The sequence below is a fragment of the Streptomyces sp. ATLC9 genome (genome assembly GCF_057196705.1).
The window spans coordinates 1-20,247 of sequence record NZ_JBXUOY010000012.1 but is presented as its reverse complement, the minus strand read 5'-3'; the positions used below and the strand labels follow the sequence as shown (position 1 = coordinate 20,247).

Annotated in this window: 12 protein-coding genes; 5 read left to right on the top strand and 7 right to left on the bottom strand. The window is 74.2% G+C overall.

The window, feature by feature from the left end; translation table 11 throughout:
• Window positions 1-6 precede the first annotated feature (6 nt).
• Together AC2CJA_RS02675 and trmB are read right to left on the bottom strand one after the other, a co-directional pair.
• Window positions 7-3,180 (bottom strand): DEAD/DEAH box helicase, encoded by a 3,174-nt coding sequence (locus AC2CJA_RS02675; RefSeq protein WP_484601031.1) that lies wholly within the window; start codon window positions 3,178-3,180, stop codon window positions 7-9.
• A 134-nt stretch (window positions 3,181-3,314) separates the two neighbouring features.
• Window positions 3,315-4,181: a tRNA (guanosine(46)-N7)-methyltransferase TrmB gene (gene trmB / locus AC2CJA_RS02670; protein ID WP_484601009.1), complete on the bottom strand. Its 867-nt coding sequence runs from the start codon at window positions 4,179-4,181 to the stop codon at window positions 3,315-3,317.
• Between the two features lie 225 nt (window positions 4,182-4,406).
• Here trmB and AC2CJA_RS02665 point away from each other — a divergent pair, with 225 nt between their 5' ends.
• A complete protein-coding gene (locus AC2CJA_RS02665; RefSeq protein ID WP_484601008.1) occupies window positions 4,407-5,204 on the top strand; it encodes an SAM-dependent methyltransferase in 798 nt (265 codons plus the stop codon).
• Window positions 5,205-5,238: 34 nt separating this feature from the next.
• Here the strand turns inward: AC2CJA_RS02665 and lhgO are convergent, their stop codons facing one another.
• Both lhgO and AC2CJA_RS02655 read right to left on the bottom strand, forming a co-directional pair.
• Complete coding sequence (lhgO, locus tag AC2CJA_RS02660; protein WP_484601030.1) at window positions 5,239-6,531, bottom strand: L-2-hydroxyglutarate oxidase; 1,293 nt, start codon at window positions 6,529-6,531, stop codon at window positions 5,239-5,241.
• A gap of 92 nt (window positions 6,532-6,623) precedes the next feature.
• Window positions 6,624-8,111, bottom strand: coding sequence for an NsdA family TPR-like regulatory protein (locus AC2CJA_RS02655; protein ID WP_484601007.1), 1,488 nt, complete (start codon window positions 8,109-8,111; stop codon window positions 6,624-6,626).
• Window positions 8,112-8,792: 681 nt separating this feature from the next.
• On the opposite strand from AC2CJA_RS02655, the gene AC2CJA_RS02650 reads away from it, so the two are divergent.
• Window positions 8,793-10,988: an asparagine synthase-related protein gene (locus tag AC2CJA_RS02650; RefSeq protein WP_484601006.1), complete on the top strand. Its 2,196-nt coding sequence runs from the start codon at window positions 8,793-8,795 to the stop codon at window positions 10,986-10,988.
• A gap of 61 nt (window positions 10,989-11,049) precedes the next feature.
• Here the strand turns inward: AC2CJA_RS02650 and AC2CJA_RS02645 are convergent, their stop codons facing one another.
• The gene (locus tag AC2CJA_RS02645) at window positions 11,050-13,026 is read right to left on the bottom strand and encodes an NPCBM/NEW2 domain-containing protein (RefSeq protein ID WP_484601005.1); all 1,977 of its coding nucleotides are present in this window, start codon (window positions 13,024-13,026) and stop codon (window positions 11,050-11,052) included.
• 256 nt (window positions 13,027-13,282) lie between these two features.
• Window positions 13,283-14,182: a TetR/AcrR family transcriptional regulator gene (locus tag AC2CJA_RS02640; RefSeq protein WP_484601004.1), complete on the bottom strand. Its 900-nt coding sequence runs from the start codon at window positions 14,180-14,182 to the stop codon at window positions 13,283-13,285.
• 379 nt (window positions 14,183-14,561) lie between these two features.
• Between AC2CJA_RS02640 and AC2CJA_RS02635 the strand changes: the two genes are divergently transcribed.
• Window positions 14,562-15,914 carry an NAD(P)/FAD-dependent oxidoreductase gene (locus AC2CJA_RS02635; RefSeq protein WP_484601029.1) on the top strand — a complete coding sequence of 451 codons (1,353 nt, stop codon included), beginning with the start codon at window positions 14,562-14,564 and terminating at the stop codon, window positions 15,912-15,914.
• A 147-nt stretch (window positions 15,915-16,061) separates the two neighbouring features.
• Window positions 16,062-17,792 (top strand): ATP-binding SpoIIE family protein phosphatase, encoded by a 1,731-nt coding sequence (locus AC2CJA_RS02630; protein WP_484601003.1) that lies wholly within the window; start codon window positions 16,062-16,064, stop codon window positions 17,790-17,792.
• Here the strand turns inward: AC2CJA_RS02630 and AC2CJA_RS02625 are convergent.
• Complete coding sequence (locus AC2CJA_RS02625) at window positions 17,789-19,099, bottom strand: MFS transporter (RefSeq protein WP_484601002.1); 1,311 nt, start codon at window positions 19,097-19,099, stop codon at window positions 17,789-17,791. The two genes, AC2CJA_RS02630 and AC2CJA_RS02625, sit on opposite strands and share 4 nt — an antisense overlap.
• 143 nt (window positions 19,100-19,242) lie before the next feature.
• On the opposite strand from AC2CJA_RS02625, the gene AC2CJA_RS02620 reads away from it, so the two are divergent.
• Window positions 19,243-19,800, top strand: coding sequence for a MarR family winged helix-turn-helix transcriptional regulator (locus AC2CJA_RS02620; protein WP_241718311.1), 558 nt, complete (start codon window positions 19,243-19,245; stop codon window positions 19,798-19,800).
• The last annotated feature ends 447 nt before the right edge of the window (window positions 19,801-20,247 follow it).

Sequence of the window (20,247 nt, the reverse complement as noted above, 5' to 3'; positions counted from 1 at the left end):
TGGCGGTCACGCACCGCTCGCGACGGCCGTGTGCGTCCACACATCCGCCGGCAGGGGGTGGGCGAGGCGCCACACGACGCCCATCGGCCGACTGCCCTTGTGGGACACGTACTCGGCCGGACCCAGCAGCATCCATGGCCCCGGACCGCCTATGTCCGTCGTCTTGAAACGGCGCGCGAAGAGCAGGACATGAGTGCTGAGCTCCCGGTGGCGCTGGTAACGCCGCCCGGTGGGGGATGCCTCGGAGGTGGTGCTCTGGGACTCCCAGTGGAAAAGCTCCTGGCTCAGGGCGTAGTCCTTGTACCGCGTCTGCGGGGAGAAGTCCTTCTCGTCCTTCTCCAGCGTGACGAGCAGGGCGTCGGTGCGTAGGTCCTCGCACCAGCGAACCCCTTCGCGGAAGTTGACCGGCCTGAGACCGTCCAGGCCCGCCTGGCACAGGGCGGTCAGGATCTCCTCGCGGTTGTAGAAGGCGTGGACGGTCAAGGGGACGGAGGCGTGTGGGCCGTCGAGCGGGATCGGATAGTGCCCGGTGTGCTCCAGGTTGTACTCCAGGAGCTGGCGCACCTCGTCGCGGAACGCGGTCTGCCCGCGCAGGGACTCCAGCCCTTCCCCGTAGTCGTCGAAGCCTCCGCCGCCCGGCCACAGGGAGAAGAACAACATCCGGGCGTACACCTGCTCCCTCGGAGACAACGACGCGTAGCCCGGAGCATCGTCGGCGAGCAGACGGGCGTAGGCGGCCACCCGCTCGGGGTCGTCCACGTGCAGGAAGGCCGAAGCGCGCCTGAGCAGCTCGGTCTCTCCGTCCGGCGCCGCTGTGGACAGGAGTCCGGCGCGGCGCAGCAGACCGGTCCAGGAGTTCTTCCCCCGATACAGGTCCCTGGGCTCCCGTCCACTCTCACGGAGGTAGGAGCCGAGGCGGGGCTCGGCGTAGGAGGCGATCTCGCGGGCGAGCCGGGTGGCGTTGACGGTGATGTTGCTCCGGATGTTCTCCAGGACGCGTTCCTTCGACTTGCGGTCGAGGACGATCTGGCAGCCGGAGGGGAGCTGGGGGAAGTCCTCCTCGGCATGGCGGAGCAGTCTGGTGCGGCCGAGGTCGGTCAGCGCGCGGAACCGCTCCTCGAAGCGGAACTCCCGGCGGTGCTGGCCGATGAAGTCCAGTACGGTGAGCACGGCCTTGTCCGGTGTACGGCGCAGTCCGCGTCCAAGCTGCTGGAGAAAGACGGTGGCGCTGGAGGTGGGGCGTAGGAGCAGCAGGGTGTCGACGTCGGGGATGTCTACCCCTTCGTTGAACAGGTCGACGGAGAAGAGCACTTGGATTCTGCCGTCACGCAGGCATGCCAGAGCCTCAGCGCGCTCGGAGTCAGGGGTGGAGCCGTCGACGGCTCTCGCGTTGAGGCCGGCCCGGTTGAAGAATTCCGCCATGAAGTGCGCGTGCCGGACGGAGACGCAGAAGCCCAGTGCCCGCATCGAGCGGGGGTCGGCCACCTTGTCGATCACGGCGGCGACGATGAGCCTGGCCCGGGCGTGGTTGCCGGTGAGGAGGTTGTCGAGCTCGCCGGTGTCATACGCCCCGCGCTTCCAGGTGACCGACTCAAGATCCGTGATGTCGGCGACGCCGAAGTAGTGGAAGGGGGAGAGTAGTTCGTTCTCCAGCGCCTCCCACAGCCGCAGCTCGGCTGCGATCCGGCCGCCGAAGAACTCGTCCTGGACGTTGCGCCCGTCCATGCGCTCCGGGGTGGCGGTCAGCCCTAGGAGCTCGGCGGGCCGGAAGTGGTCGATGACGCGCCGGTAGGTGGCGGCCGTGGCGTGGTGGAACTCGTCGATCACCACGACGTCGAAGTGGTCCGGCGCCAGACGGGCCAGGGCGGCGGGCCTCGACAGCGACTGGACACTGGCGAAGACGTGCCGCCAGTCTCGGGGGACCTCGCCGCCGGTGAACAGTGAGCCGAAGTTCCCGTCGACCAGCACATCCCGGTAGGTGCGCAGCGACTGCCCCAGGATCTCCTGGCGGTGGGCGACGAAGAGCAGTCTGAGGTCGCGCCCGAGTTCACGCCTCAGGGCCCGGTAGTCGAGGGCGGCCATGACGGTCTTGCCCGTGCCGGTGGCGGCTACCAGCAGGTTGCGGTGGCGGCCGTGGACGGCGCGCTCGATCCGGAGCCGTTCCAGCATGTCCTGCTGGTGCGGGAAGGGACGGACCTCCAGTCCGGAGAGGGTGACGGCTTGGGTGTCGCCCTGCGGCCTCCTGCCCCCGGCCTGCGCGAGCGCCTCGTCGAGCCGCGAGACGTCGGCCTCGCTGTCCGGGTCGTACGGCTCGAAGGCGGGATCGCTCCAGTAGGAGTCGAAGGTCGCCTCGAACTTCCTCAGCACCGCGGGCGTCGCCACCGACGACAGCCTGACGTTCCACTCCAGGCCGTCCAGAAGGGCGGCACGTGAGAGGTTGGAGCTGCCGACGTAGGCCGTGTCGAAGCCACTGTCGCGGCGGAACAGCCACGCCTTGGCGTGCAGCCGGGTGGAGCGCAGTTCGTAGTTGACCCGGACCTCGGCTCCGAAGCGCTTCACCAGGCGGTCGAGCGCATGCCGCTCGGTGGCGCCGATGTAAGTGGTGGTGATGACGCGGATGGGTACGTTCCGTTCGGCGGCCTGCCGCAGGGAGTCCTCCAGCACCCGCAGTCCGTGCCACTTGACGAAGGCGCACAGCAGGTCGACGCGGTCGGCCGTGGCGAGCTCGGCCCGTAGCTCGTGGCCCAGGCCGGGGTCCTCGGGGGCGTTGGTGATCAAGGCGGCGTCGGACAGCGGGATCGAGGGGCGGCGGAGCTCGTAGACGCCCCGGGCCTGCTGCCGGGCGACGGCGACGAGCTGCCTCGGGCCCTCGGCGACGCGGTCGATCCACTCCTCGGCGCCCTCTCTGGTCGCCAGGGCGTCCAGGATCCGGTTGGCCTCACCTACCCGCTCCTCTTCGGAGGGCAGGGACTCCAGCACGCGGCGGACGGCCTCGGCTATGTGCCGGGCCAGGACGTGGGGCGAGGACTGCTCACCCACCTTCTCCTCGACGGCGCGCCACTCGCCGCCGTCCAGTGCCCGCAGCCGCTCCTCCAGACGTGCGGTGACCAACTGTTCGTACAGGCCCGGTGCCGGTGCTGCGCCCCGCCCGGCGGGCTGCCCGGCGAACTGCTCCGCGATCGCGTCGGCCACGGGCGTTCCTCCTCGTCTCGGCGGTCGCCCGTCTCGGCGGCCGGCGCCGGCCGTTCTATCAGCAGGCACCGACAGCCGTACGGCGATTCGGCCGATCGGTACCGGGCCCCGAGCCGGCCCCGTCAGGGGAGGCGGCGGAAGAGGAGGTCGCGGACGACGTGGCCCTTGTCCAGGCCCTGCCGCTCGAAGCGGGTCAGCGGACGGAAGTCCGGGCGCGGCGCGAAGCCGCCGTCCGCCCGGGTGTTCTCCAGGGCCGGGCAGCCGGTGAGGACCTGGAGCATCTGCTCGGCGTACGGCTCCCAGTCGGTGGCGCAGTGCAGCAGTCCGCCCGGACGCAGCCGGGCGGCGGCCAGCTCCACGAACTCCGGCTGGACGATGCGGCGCTTGTGGTGGCGCTTCTTGGGCCACGGGTCCGGGAAGAAGACGCGGATCCCGGCGAGGGAGCCGGGGTCGAGCATCTCGCGCAGCAGGATGATCGCGTCGCCGTTGGCGACCCGGACGTTGGACAGCCCCCGCCGCTCGGCCTGCCCCAGCAGGTTGCCCTGGCCGGGGGTGTGGACGTCGGCGGCGAGGATGCCGGTGGCGGGGTCGTCGGCGGCCATCCGCACGGTGGCCTCGCCCATGCCGAAACCGATCTCCAGGACCACGGGCGAGCAGGGCGGAAGGGTGTCGAAGAGCTCGTCGAGGTCGAGGCGGCGGTCGCCGTCGATCTCCACGCCCCACTTCGGCCACAGCCGCAGCAGCGCGTCCCGCTGGGCGGCGGTGACGCGGCTGCGGCGCGGCTGGAAGCTGCGGATGCGGCGCTCGTGGCGGTCCCCGACGGGGTTGGCGGAGGGGCCGGTGCCGTCGGGGAACATGGCGCCGGACGCGCTGTGCGCGCTCCGGCCGTCCCGGACGGGGGCCGCGAGCGTGCCGCGTGCCCCGGGCCGCGTTTCGGGCGTCTCGGTCGCTGCCGCCGCTTCGGCGGGCTGGGGAATCTTCTCGGACACAGTGCGTACGAGTCTACGGCCGCCCGGGCACGGACCCGGCGGCCGCGGGAGGACCGGCCGCCGGGCCGGATGCCGCGTTCGGCCGGGAAGGCGGCCGGAGGGCGGCCGTTCCCCGGGGCAGGGGTGCCGGAACGCGGTCTTCCACAGGGCCGGACCAGGAGTGGGCCGGGGCTGACGCCGTGTGGGATCGTGTGTTCCTCACGACCGGTACGAGGAGGCGGACGGATGGCAGGCGCAGCGGCGGGCGGCGGAGGCGGGATCGACAGCTCCCGGCCCCACTCGGCCCGGATCTGGAACTACCTGGCGGGCGGCAAGGACTACTACGAGGTCGACGCCGACGCCGCCGAGAAGGTCCTGGCGGCCTTCCCCGGCATGCGCGACATCACCCGCGCCTCGCGCGCCTTCATCGGGCGCGTGGTGACGCACCTGGCCGGGCAGGAGGGGATCCGGCAGTTCCTGGACATCGGCACCGGTCTGCCCACCAGGGACAACACCCACGAGGTCGCCCAGCGCGCCGCCCCGGAGTCGCGGATCGTCTACGTCGACAACGACCCCCTGGTGCTGGTGCACGCCCGCGCCCTGCTCACCAGCTCCCCCCAGGGCGCGTGCGACTACATCGACGCCGACGTCCGCGACCCGGAGAGGATCCTGGCCGAGGCCGCGCGGACGCTGGACCTCTCGCGGCCGGTCGGGCTGATGCTCATGGGCATCCTGGGGCTGGTCCCCGACTACGACGAGGCCCGCGCGGTGGTGCGGCGGCTGGTGGAAGCCCTGCCGCCGGGCAGCTTCCTCGGCCTGAACGACGGCTCCACCGCCGACCCGGTCTACGTCCGGGCCATCGAGAACCACAACGCCCGGGGCACCGCCACCCCCTACACCCCGCGCGACCCCGGGGAGATCGCGGGCTTCTTCGAGGGGCTGGAGCTGCTGGAGCCCGGCGTCGTCTCGTGCTCGCGGTGGCGGCCGGAGGGTGAACCGGAGCCGGAGACGGCCGTGTACGGCGGGCTCGCGCGCAAGCCGTAGGGGGCCCCTGCGGAACGGCCGCGCGCGGCACGGGTCAGCGCGCGGCGTCCAGCGCCTCCAGCGCCCGCCGCGCCACCTCGCGGCCGATCGGCAGGGACGCCGTCGCCGCCGGGGAGGGCGCGTTGAGGACGTGGACGGTGTGCGGGGCCTGGGTGATCAGGAAGTCGTCGACCAGCGCGCCGTCCCGCCCGACCGCCTGGGCCCGTACCCCGGCCGGGGCGGGGCGCAGATCGGCGGCCTCCACCTCGGGCAGCAGCCGGCGCACCGCCTGGGTGAAGGCCGCCTTCGACAGCGAGCGGCGCATCTCCCCGGCCCCGTAGCGCCAGTGGCGGCGGGCGATGTGCCAGAAGCCGGGCCAGCCCAGCGTCCCGGCCAGGTCGCGGGCGCGGGCGGTACGCCACCGATAGCCCTCGCGGGCCAGGGCGGGCACGGCGTTGGGGCCGACGTGGACCGACCCGTCGACGCCGCGCGTGAGGTGGACGCCCAGGAACGGGAACGCCGGGTCCGGCACCGGGTAGACCAGGCCCCGCACCAGGGAGCCGCGTTCCGGGACCAGCTCGTGGTACTCCCCGCGGAACGGCACGATCCGCACCGGCGGCGCGTCGCCCGCCAGACGGGCCACCCGGTCGCAGTGCAGCCCCGCGCAGTTGACCATGGCGCGGGCCCGCACCACCGTGCCCGCCGCCGTGCGGACGGCCACGCCCACGCCCGGGCGGCGGTCCACGGCGACGACCTCCGCGCCGTGGCGCACCTCGGCGCCGGCCGCCTCCGCCAGGCGGGCCAGCTCGGCGGCGACCGCGCCGTAGTCGCAGACGCCGGTGGTGGCCACGTGGATGGCGGCCAGGCCGTTCACGTGCGGCTCGTACTCGGCGATCTGCGCCGGGCCCAGCTCGCGCACCGGGATGCCGTTCTCCCGGCCGCGCTGCACCAGCGCGTGCAGCCGGGGCAGCTCCTCGCGCCCGGTGGCGACGATCAGCTTCCCCGTCACCCGGTGCGCGATGCCGTGCTCCGCGCAGAACTTCACCATCTCCGCCGCGCCCCGCACCGCGAAGCGGGCCTTGAGCGAACCGGGACGGTAGTAGACGCCGCTGTGGATCACCCCGCTGTTGCGGCCGGTCTGGTGCCGGGCCGGGCCGGCCTCCTTCTCCAGCACCACCACCCGGGTGCCGGGCCGGGCGCGCGTGAGCGCGTACGCCGTCGACAGGCCGACGATCCCGCCGCCGACCACCAGTACGTCGCAGTCGTACGCCGCGCGCCGCGCGGCGGGCGCGCCGGCGGAGGGAGAGGGGGAGGAAGCGGCCGAGGAGACAGTGGACACGTCCTCCATCATGGCCCGGACCACCGTCCGGCAACCGTCCGGCCGCGTGCCGGATCCTCCCGGATCCGCGGACGGCCCCCGGGGAGGCGGGGCGGGCCGCGTCACGCGGGGGCGGCGAGCAGCGGGCGCGCCCGCTCCCGCAGCTCCGCCACGCGCGGTTCGTCGCCGTACGGCTCCAGCCGGTGCAGCAGGTCCCGTACGTACTCCGTCGTCCGCGCCGAGGAGATCCGTCCGGCGACCTCCACCGCCCGGGTGCCCGCCGCGCAGGCCGCGTCCAGGTTGCCCGACTCCAGTTCCGCGACCGCCGACACCACCAGCCGCAGACCGTGCGAGCGGACGAACTCCTCCGTCGGCCGCGACAGCGCCTGTTCGGTGAAGCGGCGTACCTGGCGCGGGGCCCTCAGATCGCGGTAGCACTCGGCGGCGTCGGCGGCGAGGCGGTCGTAGGAGTAGAAGTCGAGCCAGGACGGGTCCGGGTCGCCCTCGCGGGAGCGCTCCAGCCAGCCCTCGGCCGCCGCCAGCGAGGTGCCGCAGGCCGCCGACTCGCCGGCCTTGGCCAGGGCGCGGGCCTCGACCAGATGGAAGAAGCTCATCGTGCGGGCCGTGGCCAGGCCGCGGTTGCGCTCCAGCGCCGCCTGCGCCAGGTCCACGCCCTCGTCGGCGAAACCGCGGTAGGTGGCCTGCAGCGACATCGACGCCAGCACGTACCCGCCCAGCGGTACGTCCGCCGCCGCCCGGGCCAGCCGCAGCGCCTGGATGTAGTAGCGCTGCGCGGCCTCCTGCTGACCGGTGTCGAAGGCCATCCACCCGGCCAGGCGCGTCAGTTCGGCGGTCGCGCCGAACAGCGAGCGCCCCACCTCGTCGCTGTAGGAGCCCAGCAGCAGCGGGGTGGCGTCCACCCGCAGGCACTCGGGCACCATCGACGAACGCCAGTCGCCGCCGCCGTACTTGGAGTCCCAGCGCCTGGCCTCCTGCGCGGCCTCCCGCAGCTTGGCCACATCGCTGTGGCCCACGCGCGGCGGGACGGGGGCTGACGCGGCGACGGACGGGAGGGGGCGCTGCCCGTCGGCGGGACCGGGCGGCGGGCTCGCCCCGCCGGACGGGGCCGACGCGTCCCGCGCCACCGAACTGTCGGCGGGCTTGATGAGCCAGCGCGAGGTGGGCACGGCGTAGGCGCTCACCGAGAACGAGCCCGCCAGCGACTGCCACACGGCCCCGCCCCCGCCGCGCCGTCCGGCCGGATCCAGCCGGTACAGCTCGGTGGCCGACCGTACGGCCGCGCCGACGCCGCGGGGGAAGGACAGGCCGACCTCCGGGGCCGGATCGGCGTCCGCCAGGCCGATCTCGTGCAGCGGGACGGGACGCCCCAGCTTGCTGCCGATCGCGGCGGCGATCAGGTGGGGGGCCACGCCCTGCGGCACCATGCCCTTGGAGACCCACCGGGCGACCGACGTCTTGTCGTAGCGGAGGGTCAGTCCTCTCTGCGCGCCGAGGTCGTTGACCCGGCGGGCGAGACCGGCGTTGCTGATTCCGGCGAGGGCGAGGACGGCGCCGAGTTTCTCGTTCGGCCCGCGTGGCTCCCTGGACATGCGCACCCCTGACACACACCGACGGCCACCCCGTGCCGCGCACACGGGGCATTCGTCAACCCAGCGTAGTTCGCCGCATCCCTACCGTTAAGGGCCGTCTTCCGGGATGGCGCGATTCGTGCAGGCTCCGCGGAGCGCGGGCAGGCGGCGCGTGAACGGCGCGAAGGGACCGGCCGGGCACTTCGGACCGCACCGCGCATGCGCCCCGGGCGTGTGCTCCGAGTGTGTGCCGGTGCGCCTGCCCGTGCGCTCTGTGCGGCCCGCGGGGGAGGCGTTTCCATGGGTGCTGCGTGGGTCGGCCCACCGCACTGGAACCGGTGGGCTGGGGGAATGCCGTCGTCCCATTCCCCGCGGACGGCGGTCCGGTCCGGGAGGCGACGAAGCCTCCCGGACTGCCGGTGGAGCCCCGGCGAGACGCGGACGGTGATTCGTTAGGCATATCTCACGGCAAATATTTGGCTGAATGACGCCGCTCCCGGTGGAGTCGTCCGGCGGACCGGTGAGGCGCCGGAGCCCGGCGCCGGCTTCCGCGCGTCCGCGTACCCGAACACATCCCGCACGCTCATCCCGTGGCAGCATGGTCGGCAGCGACGGCGGTTGACGGCTGCCGACGGTGACCCGCCACCGATCGGCCGCCGCCGGCCGCGAGTTACCGATCCACGGGGCCATGCGGAGGCGGCTATGCGGTGGTTGGTGGGATGGGCCGCAGACCACGCCTCCGGCACGGGCGGCGCGGTGAGACCCGGGCAGACGGTCCGGCCGGTGGGCGCGCGGCAGCTGTGGGACGGCCCCGACCCGCTGTGGGCCGTCGGCGACTGGCGGCCCGACGAAGTACGCCTGGTCGAGGCCGACGGCGGCGGCAGACTCGCCGTGCTGGGCTCCTGCGGCGCCTCCGACGAGCAGCTGCGCATCGGACTGTTCGCCGCCCGCGGCGGCGCCCTGCGCCATCTGACCGCCTGGCCCGGCAGCTACACCGCCGTCGTGCGCGTCGGCCGCCGCGTCACCATCGCCACCGACCTCGCCGGCGCCCGGCCCGTCTTCCACACCCCGTGGGCGGGCGGCACCGCCTACGCCACCGCCGCCCTGCCGCTGGCCGACCTGATCGAGGCGCAGCTCGACGTCGGGCACCTCGCCGCCCTGCTCGCCTGCCCCGACGCGCCCGAGGCCCTGGGCGACGGCACGCCCTACGCGGGGGTGCGCCGTGTACCGCCCGGCCACGCCCTGATCATGCGCGACGGCCGCAGCCGCGAGACCGCCGGCTACGAACCCGCCGTGCCCACCGTCGTCGCCGCGCCCCCCGTGGACGCGGAGGCGGCGGTCGCCGGAGTACGCGACGCGCTGGTGGAGGCCGTACGGGTACGGCTGGCCGCCCCGCGCCACGCGCCCGTGCCCGACCTCGGCAGCCTCGACCCCGGGCCGGTCCCCGGCATGGGACCGGCCCAGCGGCTCGCGGACCGCCCGGGCGGACGGGCCAGAGGGCCCGCGCCCGGCATCGGCGCCGACCTGTCGGGCGGCAGCGCGTCGGCGACGCTCGCGCTGCTGGCCGCCGGACTGCCCGGCGTCCCCGGCACGGTGTACGGCACGCCGGGGACGTCGGCGGGCGAGCGGCTGCTCGCCGTCACCTTCAACGACCTGACGCCGGACCCGTTCCCGGGGCGCGAGGCCGAGCTGGAACGCGCCCGCGGCATCGCCGAGAGCCCCCGGCTGCGCCACGTCGTCGTCGCCGGCGGCGAGGAGGCCCTGCCGTACACCGGTCCCGGCGGCGGTCCGCTCGCCGGCGGGCCGCTGACCGACGAGCCGGGCCCCTCGCTGGTCGTCGCCGAGCGGCACCGGCTGCGCCTGGCGGCCGGCAGCGCGGACCACCTGTCCGGATACGGCGCCCGCGAGGTGCTCGACGCGCACCCGGCCCGGCTGGCCGACCTGCTGCTGGACCGGCGCCGCCGCCCTCTGCTGCGGCCGGTCGCGGCGCTGGCGAAGGCGGAGGGCGCGGCCGGGCGCTCGGTGCTCGTGCCGCTCACCGTCTACCGCGCGGCACGGCGGCTGGCCCGTACGCCGTACCGGGACGGGGTGCTGGAGACGGCGCGGCGGCTGCGGGAGCGGGACGTCACCGGGGGCGCGGCCGGTGCCGGGGCCTGGAGTGCGGGCGGCGCGGGCGGGGCCGCCCACGAGACCGGGCCCGGGGTGCTCGACGCCTCGCTGTCCGCCCTCGCCTGGTGCCGCCCGGGGCCGGCCGCGCGCTGGCTGACGGGGGAGGCGCTGGCCGAAGTATCGATTCGGCTGGAGCGGGCGGCCCTCCGCCCGGCGTCCGGGGAGACGGGCACGCGTCCCGGGGAGCGGCGGGCACGGGCGGCGCTCGCCCGGCTGGCCGCCGACCACCGGATACTCGAACAGGCCGCGGAGGTCCGCGGCCAGCGGCTGCACGCGCCTTTCCTGGACAACCAGGTGGTCCGGGCCTGCCGGGCCCTGCCCGAGGCGCTGCGCGTACAGCCGGGGGCGCGGGCGGCGGTGCTGCGCGCCGTCCTGGCGGGGGCGGGCGTCCACGAACTGCCGCCCGGCTGGGGTGCTCCCTCCCGCGCCACCCACACGGCGGCGGCCCGGGCGGGGCTGCGATCCCGCGTCGGCGATCTCATCGACCTCTTCGACGCACCCCTGCTGGCCGACGCGGGGCTGGTGGAGGCCCGGGTCGTCCGCAGGGCACTGCGGGCCGCGGCCGGGGGCGAGGCGCTGCCGCTGGACGGGCTGGCGGAGCTGGTCTCCACCGAGGTGTGGCTGCGGCGGCTGCTGGCCCGCCGGGGCAGCTGCTGGACGGGCACGGGCGCGGCCACCGAACGCCGGCGCGCGGTGGCCGGAGGGGTGCCGCAGCGCCCCGGCCTGTGAGCCCGGTCAGGCCCGGTCCGGGTGCGCGGGCCCTCCGCGCCAGTACCTGCCGCGGAGGGGATCAACGGCAGCCGATCCGCGCCCGGGCCCAGGCGGCCATGACCGCCGAGTCCAGCACCCCGTTCGGCTCGACCACCAGCCGCAGCGTCCTCACACCGGCCAGGGGGACGTGGACCGGCACCGGCTCCCCGCCCCGCCGGACGACGCCCGATTCCCACAGCCGGACCCCGTCGCCGTACACGGAGAACCTCACCGCGCCCCGCAGCGCCGTCAGGTCGTCCACACCGGCGAGCGCGTCGAACGAGACGCAGGCACCGCCCAGGTCGACCGACACGGAGGAACGGGCGGACACCGTAACCCCGTAACCCCGGTCCCGGCCGCCGATGCGCAGCTGCGAGCGCTGCCACAGCCAGCCGCTCCCCTCCCGCACGGAAGGGCCGTCCGAACCACCTCCGCGGGGCAGCCGGTCGAGCCGGTGCACGGTGGTCGCGGAGGGCCGGGGCGCCGGCGGGGGCGCCGGCGGAGATGCCGGTCCGGCCGTGGGGGCGGCCGTCCCGCCGGGCGCCGGCCCGGAACCGGGCGAGGGCGCCTCGGCTCCCGGCCTCGCCCCGGACTCGGCCGGGGGCGCCGGCACGTACGGGGAACCGGACTCCGCGTCCCGTTCCGCACCCGGCCCGGGAAGGTCCTCCACCGGGGCCGGCTCCCGGCCCGGTACACCCCTGCCCGCCACCTCCCGCGGCGACACGGTCTGCGCCCTCGATCCCTCCGCCTCCGCTCCCGCCTCCGCCCCGCCGGGCGCGTCGGTCGCCGAAGGCCGTGCCCCAGGCCCCTGGTGCGAGCCCCGCAGCCGCTGACCGTCCGCCACCAGCGCCAGTGTCAGCGCGGCGGCCACGGCAGCGGCCATCACTCCCGCCGTGATGCCCGCCTTCGCGGTCGACCCCAGCCCGTCGAACACCGCGGTACCGCTGCCGGCCGCACCGTCCACGCCTCCGGACGCGACCGGGCCCGCCTCCCCGGCCACCGGGTACGCCCACGTGGAAAGCCCTCCCGCCGAGCCTGCCCGCGAGGCTTCTCCCTCCTCGGCCCAGCCCCGCTCCGCATGCCCTCGCGCCGCACACGCCCGCGCCGATCCCACCATCGGATACGGCGAGTACACGTCCGCGCCCCAGCCCACGACCGCCAACGGCAGCAGCACCCGGAGCCGTTCGCAGACGTCCCTGGCGTCCAGCGCCGCCGACCGGCAGTCGGCGCACCGCTCCAGATGCCGGCGCAGTCCCCGGTCGGCCCGCGCCCGCAACCCCCCACGCACATACGTCCCCAGCCGGTCGGTACGGCGTGCGCAGTCGCCACCCGCCGCCCGCGTCCCGGCGGTGTGCGCCGTGAGACACGACTGCTGTAACCCCTCCCGCGCCCGCTGTGCCAGCACCGCCACCGCGTCCTCCGCCAGGCCCAGCAGCGGCGCGACGTCCCGAGGGGACTCCTCCTCGATCACGGTGTGCCACAACACCACCTGCCACCGCTCGGGCAGATCGCGGAAGGCGCGCACCGCCGTGGACCGCTCCGCCCTCCGCATGGCCCGCACGCTCGTGTCCGCCCGGGAGGCCGCTCCACCGCCCGGCGACCCGGCCGCTGCCGCGAACACCGCGAACTCCTCGACGAGCAGATCCCAGCCACTCGTCCCCGTCCAGGACGCCGCCACATCCCGGACCGCCGCCAGCAGATGGGTGCGCACCGCGGTGTCCGGCCCCGCACCGCTGCGCACGGCCAGCAGCGTTCGCGCGAAGATCTCGTCCGTCAGATCGTTCGCGGCCGCCGCGTCCCGGCAGCAGTGGCGTACGTAGCGGCGCACCGCGCCGGAGTGCCGCCGGTACAGCTCCTCGTACGCCCTGGTGTCCCCACCGCGCATCCGCGAGACCAGTTCCGCGTCGCCGGGCCGGGCACCGGCCGGCTCCGCGTCGCAGGACACGGCGCCCGCCGGACCGTCGGCCCTCTCCACGTCCCGCGAACCGCGGGGCTTCTCCCGTTCGTCAGCACCCAAAGTGAGAACCCCCGTACGCACAGTCGCCATCGAACACCGGCAAAGCGTGTCACGGCGAGGGCCGCGCATTCCCGGCCGTGCGCCTCAATCACCCGTCCAGGGCGGGAAACCGCAAAACGGTGCGCACGCGGCCCTCTCAGGGGGTATAGGGCCGAACCGCGGCCACATGAATCTGACCGAAAAACGCTGCTCCGCCACCGGGCACCGGGACCCGACGGCCGCACCTGTCGGCGGGCCATGCCGACAGGAACCGGCCTCAGGACCCCACAGGCTTCGCGTACCGAGGTCTGAGCCCCTCCAGCAGGATGTCGAGCAGTCGCGCCGAAGCCGCGGCCTGCTGCACCGCGTTCGGCAGGGCCGGCGCCGCCGTGGCTATCACCAGGAGCACGTCCGCGACCGTCACGTCCGACCTCAGTTCACCGGCCGCCTGCGCCCGCTCCACCAATCTGCCGACGACACCGAGCAGGTCGGAGACGCCCGCGTCCTCCCCGGGACTCCCGACGCTCCCGGTGCTCCCGGCGCCGTCCCGCCCCCGGCCGGCCCTCTCCGGCACGTCCTCCCGGGCGGTCCGGTCGTTCACCAGTCGCAGGCCGGGCTGTCCGTGCTCGCCTCCCTGCGGCGTACGCGCTCCTCCCGGGCCGGTGCCCGTGCCCTCGACCGCACCGTCGAGCCCGTCGGCGAACGACCCGACCCGCAGTATTCGAGGCGGCAACAGCCGCCCGGCGCCGGAATCCACCGAGGTGCGCAGAAACCGGGAGAGTGCCGGCCACGGCTCCTCCTCCTGCCCCAGGGCCTCGCGCGCCTGCTCGGTCAGTCGCGCCGTCTCCTCCTGCGCTATACGCCGGACCAGCACGTCCTTGCTGGGAAAACGCCGGTAGACCGTGCCGACCCCGACCCGTGCCCGGCGTGCGACGTCCTCCATCGGAGCGCCGTAGCCCGACTCGCCGAAGACCTCGCGGGCGGCGCGCAGCACATGCTCCAGATTGCGCTGGGCGTCGACCCGCAGCGGAGTCGTACGCCCGCCGCCCCCGACGCTCCCCCCGCCGGCCGTGCGCGCGGCCCCGCGGTCTCCGGCCGCCCCTCCCGCCCCGCCGTCGGAAGAGTCGGCGACGACGGCGGTCGACCAGCGAGAGCCCTGAATGCCCTGAATATGCATGTTGTATTCCCCCGGTTGTATGGCAGCCTCCCCCCGGAGGCCCCCCACCCTTGCCGCCGGAACACGGTCATGGCTCCGTCCGGCGTGCTACGAACATAGTTGAGCCCCGGTCACGAGAGAAGAGTGATGTTCCGCCACCTCCGACCCCCGACCGGAGTACGCCGCCCACCCCCTCCCGGCCTCCCTCCGCACACCCCTCACACCCCCGCTGAGCTGTGCCTTCTCCCGCCCACGGCGGATCGGTGAACCCCGGACCCCAACCTTCCGCCGGTCATACGTTTCCCGGGACCTGTGGACAAACGTCCACTCGCGGGTGCGTTATGGACAGGTGAAGAAGGAACCCGCGCGCATTCTCGTGGTCGGCGGCGGCTACGTAGGCATGTACACCGCCCTGCGCCTCCAGCGGCGCCTGAAACACGAACTGAGGCGCGCGCGGAAGGGCGCCGGGGGCGTACAGGTCACCGTGCTCACTCCCGACCCCTACATGACCTACCAGCCCTTCCTGCCCGAGGCGGCGGCCGGCTCCATCTCCCCGCGCCATGTCGTCGTCCCCCTGCGCCGCGTGCTGCCCCACTGCCGGATCGTCATCGGCGAGGCGAAGTCCGTCGACCACGCCAGGCGCACCGCCACCGTCGAGACCCTCGCCACCGAGCACACCGGAACCGGCCCCGCCGAGGTGCCCTACGACGAACTCGTCCTCGTCCCGGGTTCGGTCTCCCGGACACTCCCGGTCCCCGGCCTCGCCGACCACGGCATCGGTTTCAAGACCGTCGAGGAGGCCATCGGCCTGCGCAACCACGTTCTCGAACAGCTCGACATCGCCTCCTCCACCCGCGACCCCGCCGTCCGCGACGCCGCCCTCACCTTCGTCTTCGTCGGCGGCGGCTACGCCGGTGTCGAGGCGCTGGCCGAGCTGGAGGACATGGCCCGCTACGCCTGCCGCTACTACCACAACATCCGCCCCCGGGACATGAAGTGGATCCTCGTCGAGGCCACCGGCCGCATCCTCCCCGAGGTCGGCGAGGCCATGGGCCGCTACGCCGTGCGCGAACTACGCGGCCGTAACGTCGACGTACGCCTGGAGACCCGCCTCGACTCCTGCGAGAACCGCGTCGCCCAGCTCAGCGACGGCTCCCGCCATCCCTGCCGCACCCTCGTGTGGACCGCGGGCGTCAAACCCCACCCGCTCCTGGAGCGGACCGACCTCCCCCGCGACGGGCGCGGCCGGCTGCGCTGCACCGCGGCCCTGCGCGTCGAGGGCGTCGAGCACGCCTGGTCCGCGGGCGACGCCGCCGCCGTCCCGGACCTGGCGGCGGCCGGATCGCCCCGGGACGGCGGCTCCGGGGAAGGAGGGCCTCCGGAGTGCGCCCCCAACGCCCAGCACGCCGTGCGCCAGGCGCGCCTGCTGGCCGACAACCTGGTGGCGTCGCTGCGCGGCCGGGAACCGGCGCGGTACGAGCACTCCTGCGCGGGCTCCGTCGCCTCGCTCGGCCTGCACAGGGGCGTCGCCCATGTGTACGGCCGCAGACTCAAGGGCTACCCTGCCTGGTTCCTGCACCGCGCGTACCACCTCAGCCGGGTGCCGACGGCCAACCGCAAGGCGCGCATCCTCGCGGAGTGGACGCTCGCCGGCCTGTTCAAGCGTGAGATCGTCTCGCTCGGCTCGCTCGAGCACCCGCGCGCGGAGTTCGAACTCGCCGCGGGCACCGGCCGCCACCCCGAGGGCCCCTGACACCCGCCGGTGTCATCGGCCACACTGAACGTGTGACCATGGGTGGGCCCGCGTCAGCGAAGAGTCACCGGCGGACGCGGCCGGCGCGACGGGCCCGCGCATACACGCCAGACACGAGAACATCGGAATCGGATCGGACCGCACGCAGTGAACTTCACGCGCTGGAGCGCCCGGCTGCCCGGCACGCAACGGCAACGACGCCTCGCCGCCAGGGCCGTACGGCGCCCGCCCGAGGCACCGGCCCCCACCGGGTCCGTCCCGGCCGCCCGGGACGAGCGCGGCGAACCGTCCGCTGCGAACGCCGAGGGAGCCGGACGCGGCCTCGACGCCCCGTCCGTACAGGACCTGTCCGTACAGGACCTGCTCGGGCAGGTCCCCGCCCTGGTCGCCCTCGTCCACGGCCCTGATCACCGCATCGCCTTCGTCAACGACGCCTACGCCGCGGCCTTCGGCCCCCGCGCACCCGGCGCCCCCGCCCGCGAGGCCCTGCCGGAACTGGCCGAGCTGGGCCTCCTGCCGCTGATGGACCAGGTCCTGCGCAGCGGCAGGCCCCGCACGGTCAAGTCCCGCCGGGTGGAGGGCCGGGACGGCGGGGGCCACGGAGCCGCCGGCGGCACCCGCGCGGGGTACTACACCTTCACCTGCACACCCGTGGAGCTGAAGGGCCCGGAACCGCGGCGCGGCGTCCTCGTCTTCGCCGCCGAGGTGACCGACCAGGTCGAGGTGGCCGAGCGGCTGCGCGTCAGCGAGCGCCGCCAGCGCGAGGCGGCCGTCACCCTCCAGCGCAGTCTGCTCCCGCAGCAACTGGAGCAGCCCGACGACCTGCGGGTGGCCGCCACGTACCGCCCGGGCGGCACCGACGCGGCGGTCGGCGGCGACTGGTACGACGTCATCACCCTGGGCGCGGGCCGCACCGCCCTGGTCATCGGCGACGTGATGGGCCGCGGGCTGCGTGCGGCCGCCGTCATGGGACAGCTCCGCACGGCCGTACGCGCTTACGCGCGGCTGGACCTGCCGCCCCACGAGGTGCTCCAGCTCCTCGACGGACTCGCCGCCGAGATCGACCCGAACCAGATCGCCACCTGCCTCTACGCCGTCCACGACCCCAACGAGGGCCGCCTGGCGTACGCCTCCGCAGGCCATCTGCCGATCCTCGTCCGGGACCCGGACGGCACGGTCCACCGCGCCGACGAGTCCACCGGCCCGCCGCTGGGCACCGGCGGCTGGCTGCACACCTCCGCCTCCGTCCCCTTCGGCGAGGGCTCGGCCGCCGTGCTCTACACCGACGGGCTGGTCGAGCGGCGCGACGCCGACATCGATCAGGGCATCGAGATGCTGGAGGAGGCATTCGCCGGAGCCAGCGGCAGTCCCCAGATCGTCTGCGACCGGCTCCTGCGGGCCCTGGGCATCACCGCCGAGCACGACGACGACGTCGCCCTCCTGGCTCTCCAGCACCCGGTCCGCACCGGCCACGAGGCGGAGCTCTTCCACAACGCCGCACTCGACCTCCTGGGCGGAGTCGAGGCCGCCCCGCGCGCCCGGGCCTTCGCCTCGGGAGTCCTGACGAGCTGGCGGTTCCCCCGGGCCCTGCACGACCTGGGGGTGCTGGCCGCCAGCGAGCTGGTCGCCAACTCCCTTCAGCACGGCATCCCGCCCATGTGCCTGCGTCTGCGCCGCACCGACCGCCGCCTGATCGTCGAGGTGACCGACGGCGACGACCATCTCCCGCGCCGCCGCCGCGCCGAACCCGTGGACGAGAGCGGCCGGGGCATCTCCATCGTCGCCACCATCGCCTCCGCCTGGGGATCGCGCCGGACCCCGGGCGGCGGAAAGGCGGTGTGGTGCGAGTTCGCGCTTCCGGACACCGTCCCGCGCTAGCCGGCCCGCACGGCTTCGGCGGACCGGGCCGGCACCGAGGCGGTGACCACCAGGGACGCCCTCAGCGGGCTGTCCTGCCCGGGGGTCAGCCTGCGGCCCAGCAGCAGGGCCAGCACGGTGACGCCGAGTGAGCACAGCACCAGCATCACGATGTACGGCCCGTGCGCGGTGGCGCCCATCGGCCCGCCCACCGCCGGACCGATCGCCAGCGCCAGCTGCTTCACCAGGGCGAACGCGGAGTTGTACCGCCCGACCATCCGGGCCGGAGCCAGGTCCGCCACCAGCGGCGCCACGGTCGGCGACAGCATCGCCTCGCCCAGCCCGAACAGCGCGTACGTGGAGATGATCGCCGCGACGGCCGCCGCATGGTGGTCGGCCACCAGCCCGGACGCCCCGGCCGCCAGCCACGCCACCGTCCAGATCAGCCCGACCAGCGCGATCACCCGGCTGCGCCGCCGCCGTTCCACCATCCTGAGCACGACGAACTGGGCCAGCACGATCACCGCGGTGTTCGCGGCGAGCGCGGTCCCCAGCGTGGCCGGGGAGATTCCCGAGGTCTCGACCGCGTACGCCGGCAGCCCGGACTCGAACTGCCCGTAGCAGGCGAAGAACATCGCGAAACCGAGCGCGGACAGCATCACCATCGCACGGTCGGACAGCAGCTCCCGCCAGCCGCCCCCGGCCCCGTCCTCACCACCGTGGACGGGACCGCCGGGGGAGGGGCACCCGACGCGCGGCCCGTCCGGCAGTCGCACCGTCGCCACGATCGCGCCCAGGACCAGGTACATCGCCGACTCGATCCCGAACAGCAGCAGGAACGACGAGGGCCGTTCGGTGTCCACGACCAGACCGCCCAGCAGCCCGCCGACCCCGAGCCCGAGGTTGTTGAGGAAGAACTGCGTGGCAAAGGCGCGCGAGCGTGTCGCGGTGGTGGAGGACCACACGATCATCGTGGCGAGCGCGGGCTGGATCACGGAGAGGCCCGCACCGAAGACGGCGGCGGACACGTACATCGCCGCCGCGCCCTCGGAGAAGGCCATGCCGAGCGAGCCGGCGGAGGCCAGGACCGTTCCCGCGACGGCGACGGGCAGCGGACCGCGACGGTCGATCACCCGCCCGGTGAAGGGCAGCACCACCAGCGCGGCCACGGCGAAGAGCGCGAGCACCGTCCCGGCGGTGCCCGCGCCCAGATTCCGCACCTGGGCCACGTAGATGAACATGAACGGGACGGTGAAGCCATTGCCGAACGCGCTCAGCGCGTTCCCCGTCTGGATCCGGCGCAGCGTCGCGCCCGTCGCGGTGGTCACACTCACCTGCCTCTGAGTCCGGTGCCGTTAAGGCACGTACAGGGGGAGAAGCCCGAAGAGAGACTTCGAAGATAAACTTCGATGCTAAAGAGTACATGGAGAAAGACTTCGAAGTGAACGAGCACGTGTCATACTCCGGTCCCATGCCTGACCAGCCCTCACCAGATCCGGACCGCGGCCCCACGCTCGACGAGCAGATCGCCATCTACCAGCGCGAGTACGGCGAGCTGGACCCCCAGGTGGAGAAGATCGTCAATGCGCTCAGCCGCCTCGACCGGCGCATGAGCGTCGCCTACGGGCGCCAGCTGGCGACTCTCGGTCTCAACCACGCCGAGTGGGAGGTGCTGAAGGAACTGGTGATGGCGGGCGTGCCCTACCGCCTGGGCCCGGGGGCCCTCGCCAAGCGACTGGGCCTCACCCCCGCCGCCATGACCCACCGCATCGACCGCATGGCCACCGTCGGCCTGGTCACCCGGGAGCGGGACGAGAGCAACCGCGTACGGGTGATCGTCGGGCTGACCGACGACGGCCGGGAGAAGTGGCTCCAGGTGATGCGAATGGCCTCGGTCTTCGAGGAGGACCTGCTCCAGGACCTGTCCGGCGAGGAGCGTGTCACCCTGGGAGAGCTGCTGACACGCCTGCTGCGCCGGGTCGAGGACACCCAGCCGGACGCCGGCGGCCGTCTCAGCGACCTGGACTGAACGGCCGGACGGAGCCCTGTCGGCGTCGGCCCGAAGGAGGCGCGGATGCGGCTTGACAGTCGGTGGAGCGATCCGTATGGTTCTCCGAGTTGCCAGGGAGCCGGAACGGTTCTCCGGGCAGCTCTTCTGTCGCCCTCGGCGGCGACCACTCACTTGGTGTGATTCCCTTCCGGGGGTGAATTGCGGCATGCCGCAATTCCGGTCCGGACGGCCCGATTAGGAGCCGGACGGGAAATCCGCTACGGTGGTGGAAGCGCCGGAAACGGCGCGGAAAGAAAAGGCAGGACCCCGCCGGCGGGGATTCGGAGACCGAAAAGGGATCTGATAGAGTCGGAGACACCGAAGGGAAGCGCCCGGAGGGGCCCCGGGAGGGGTGCCGAAGGAAGCGTCCGTTCCTTGAGAACTCAACAGCGTGCCAAAAGTCAACGCCAGATATGTTGATGCCCC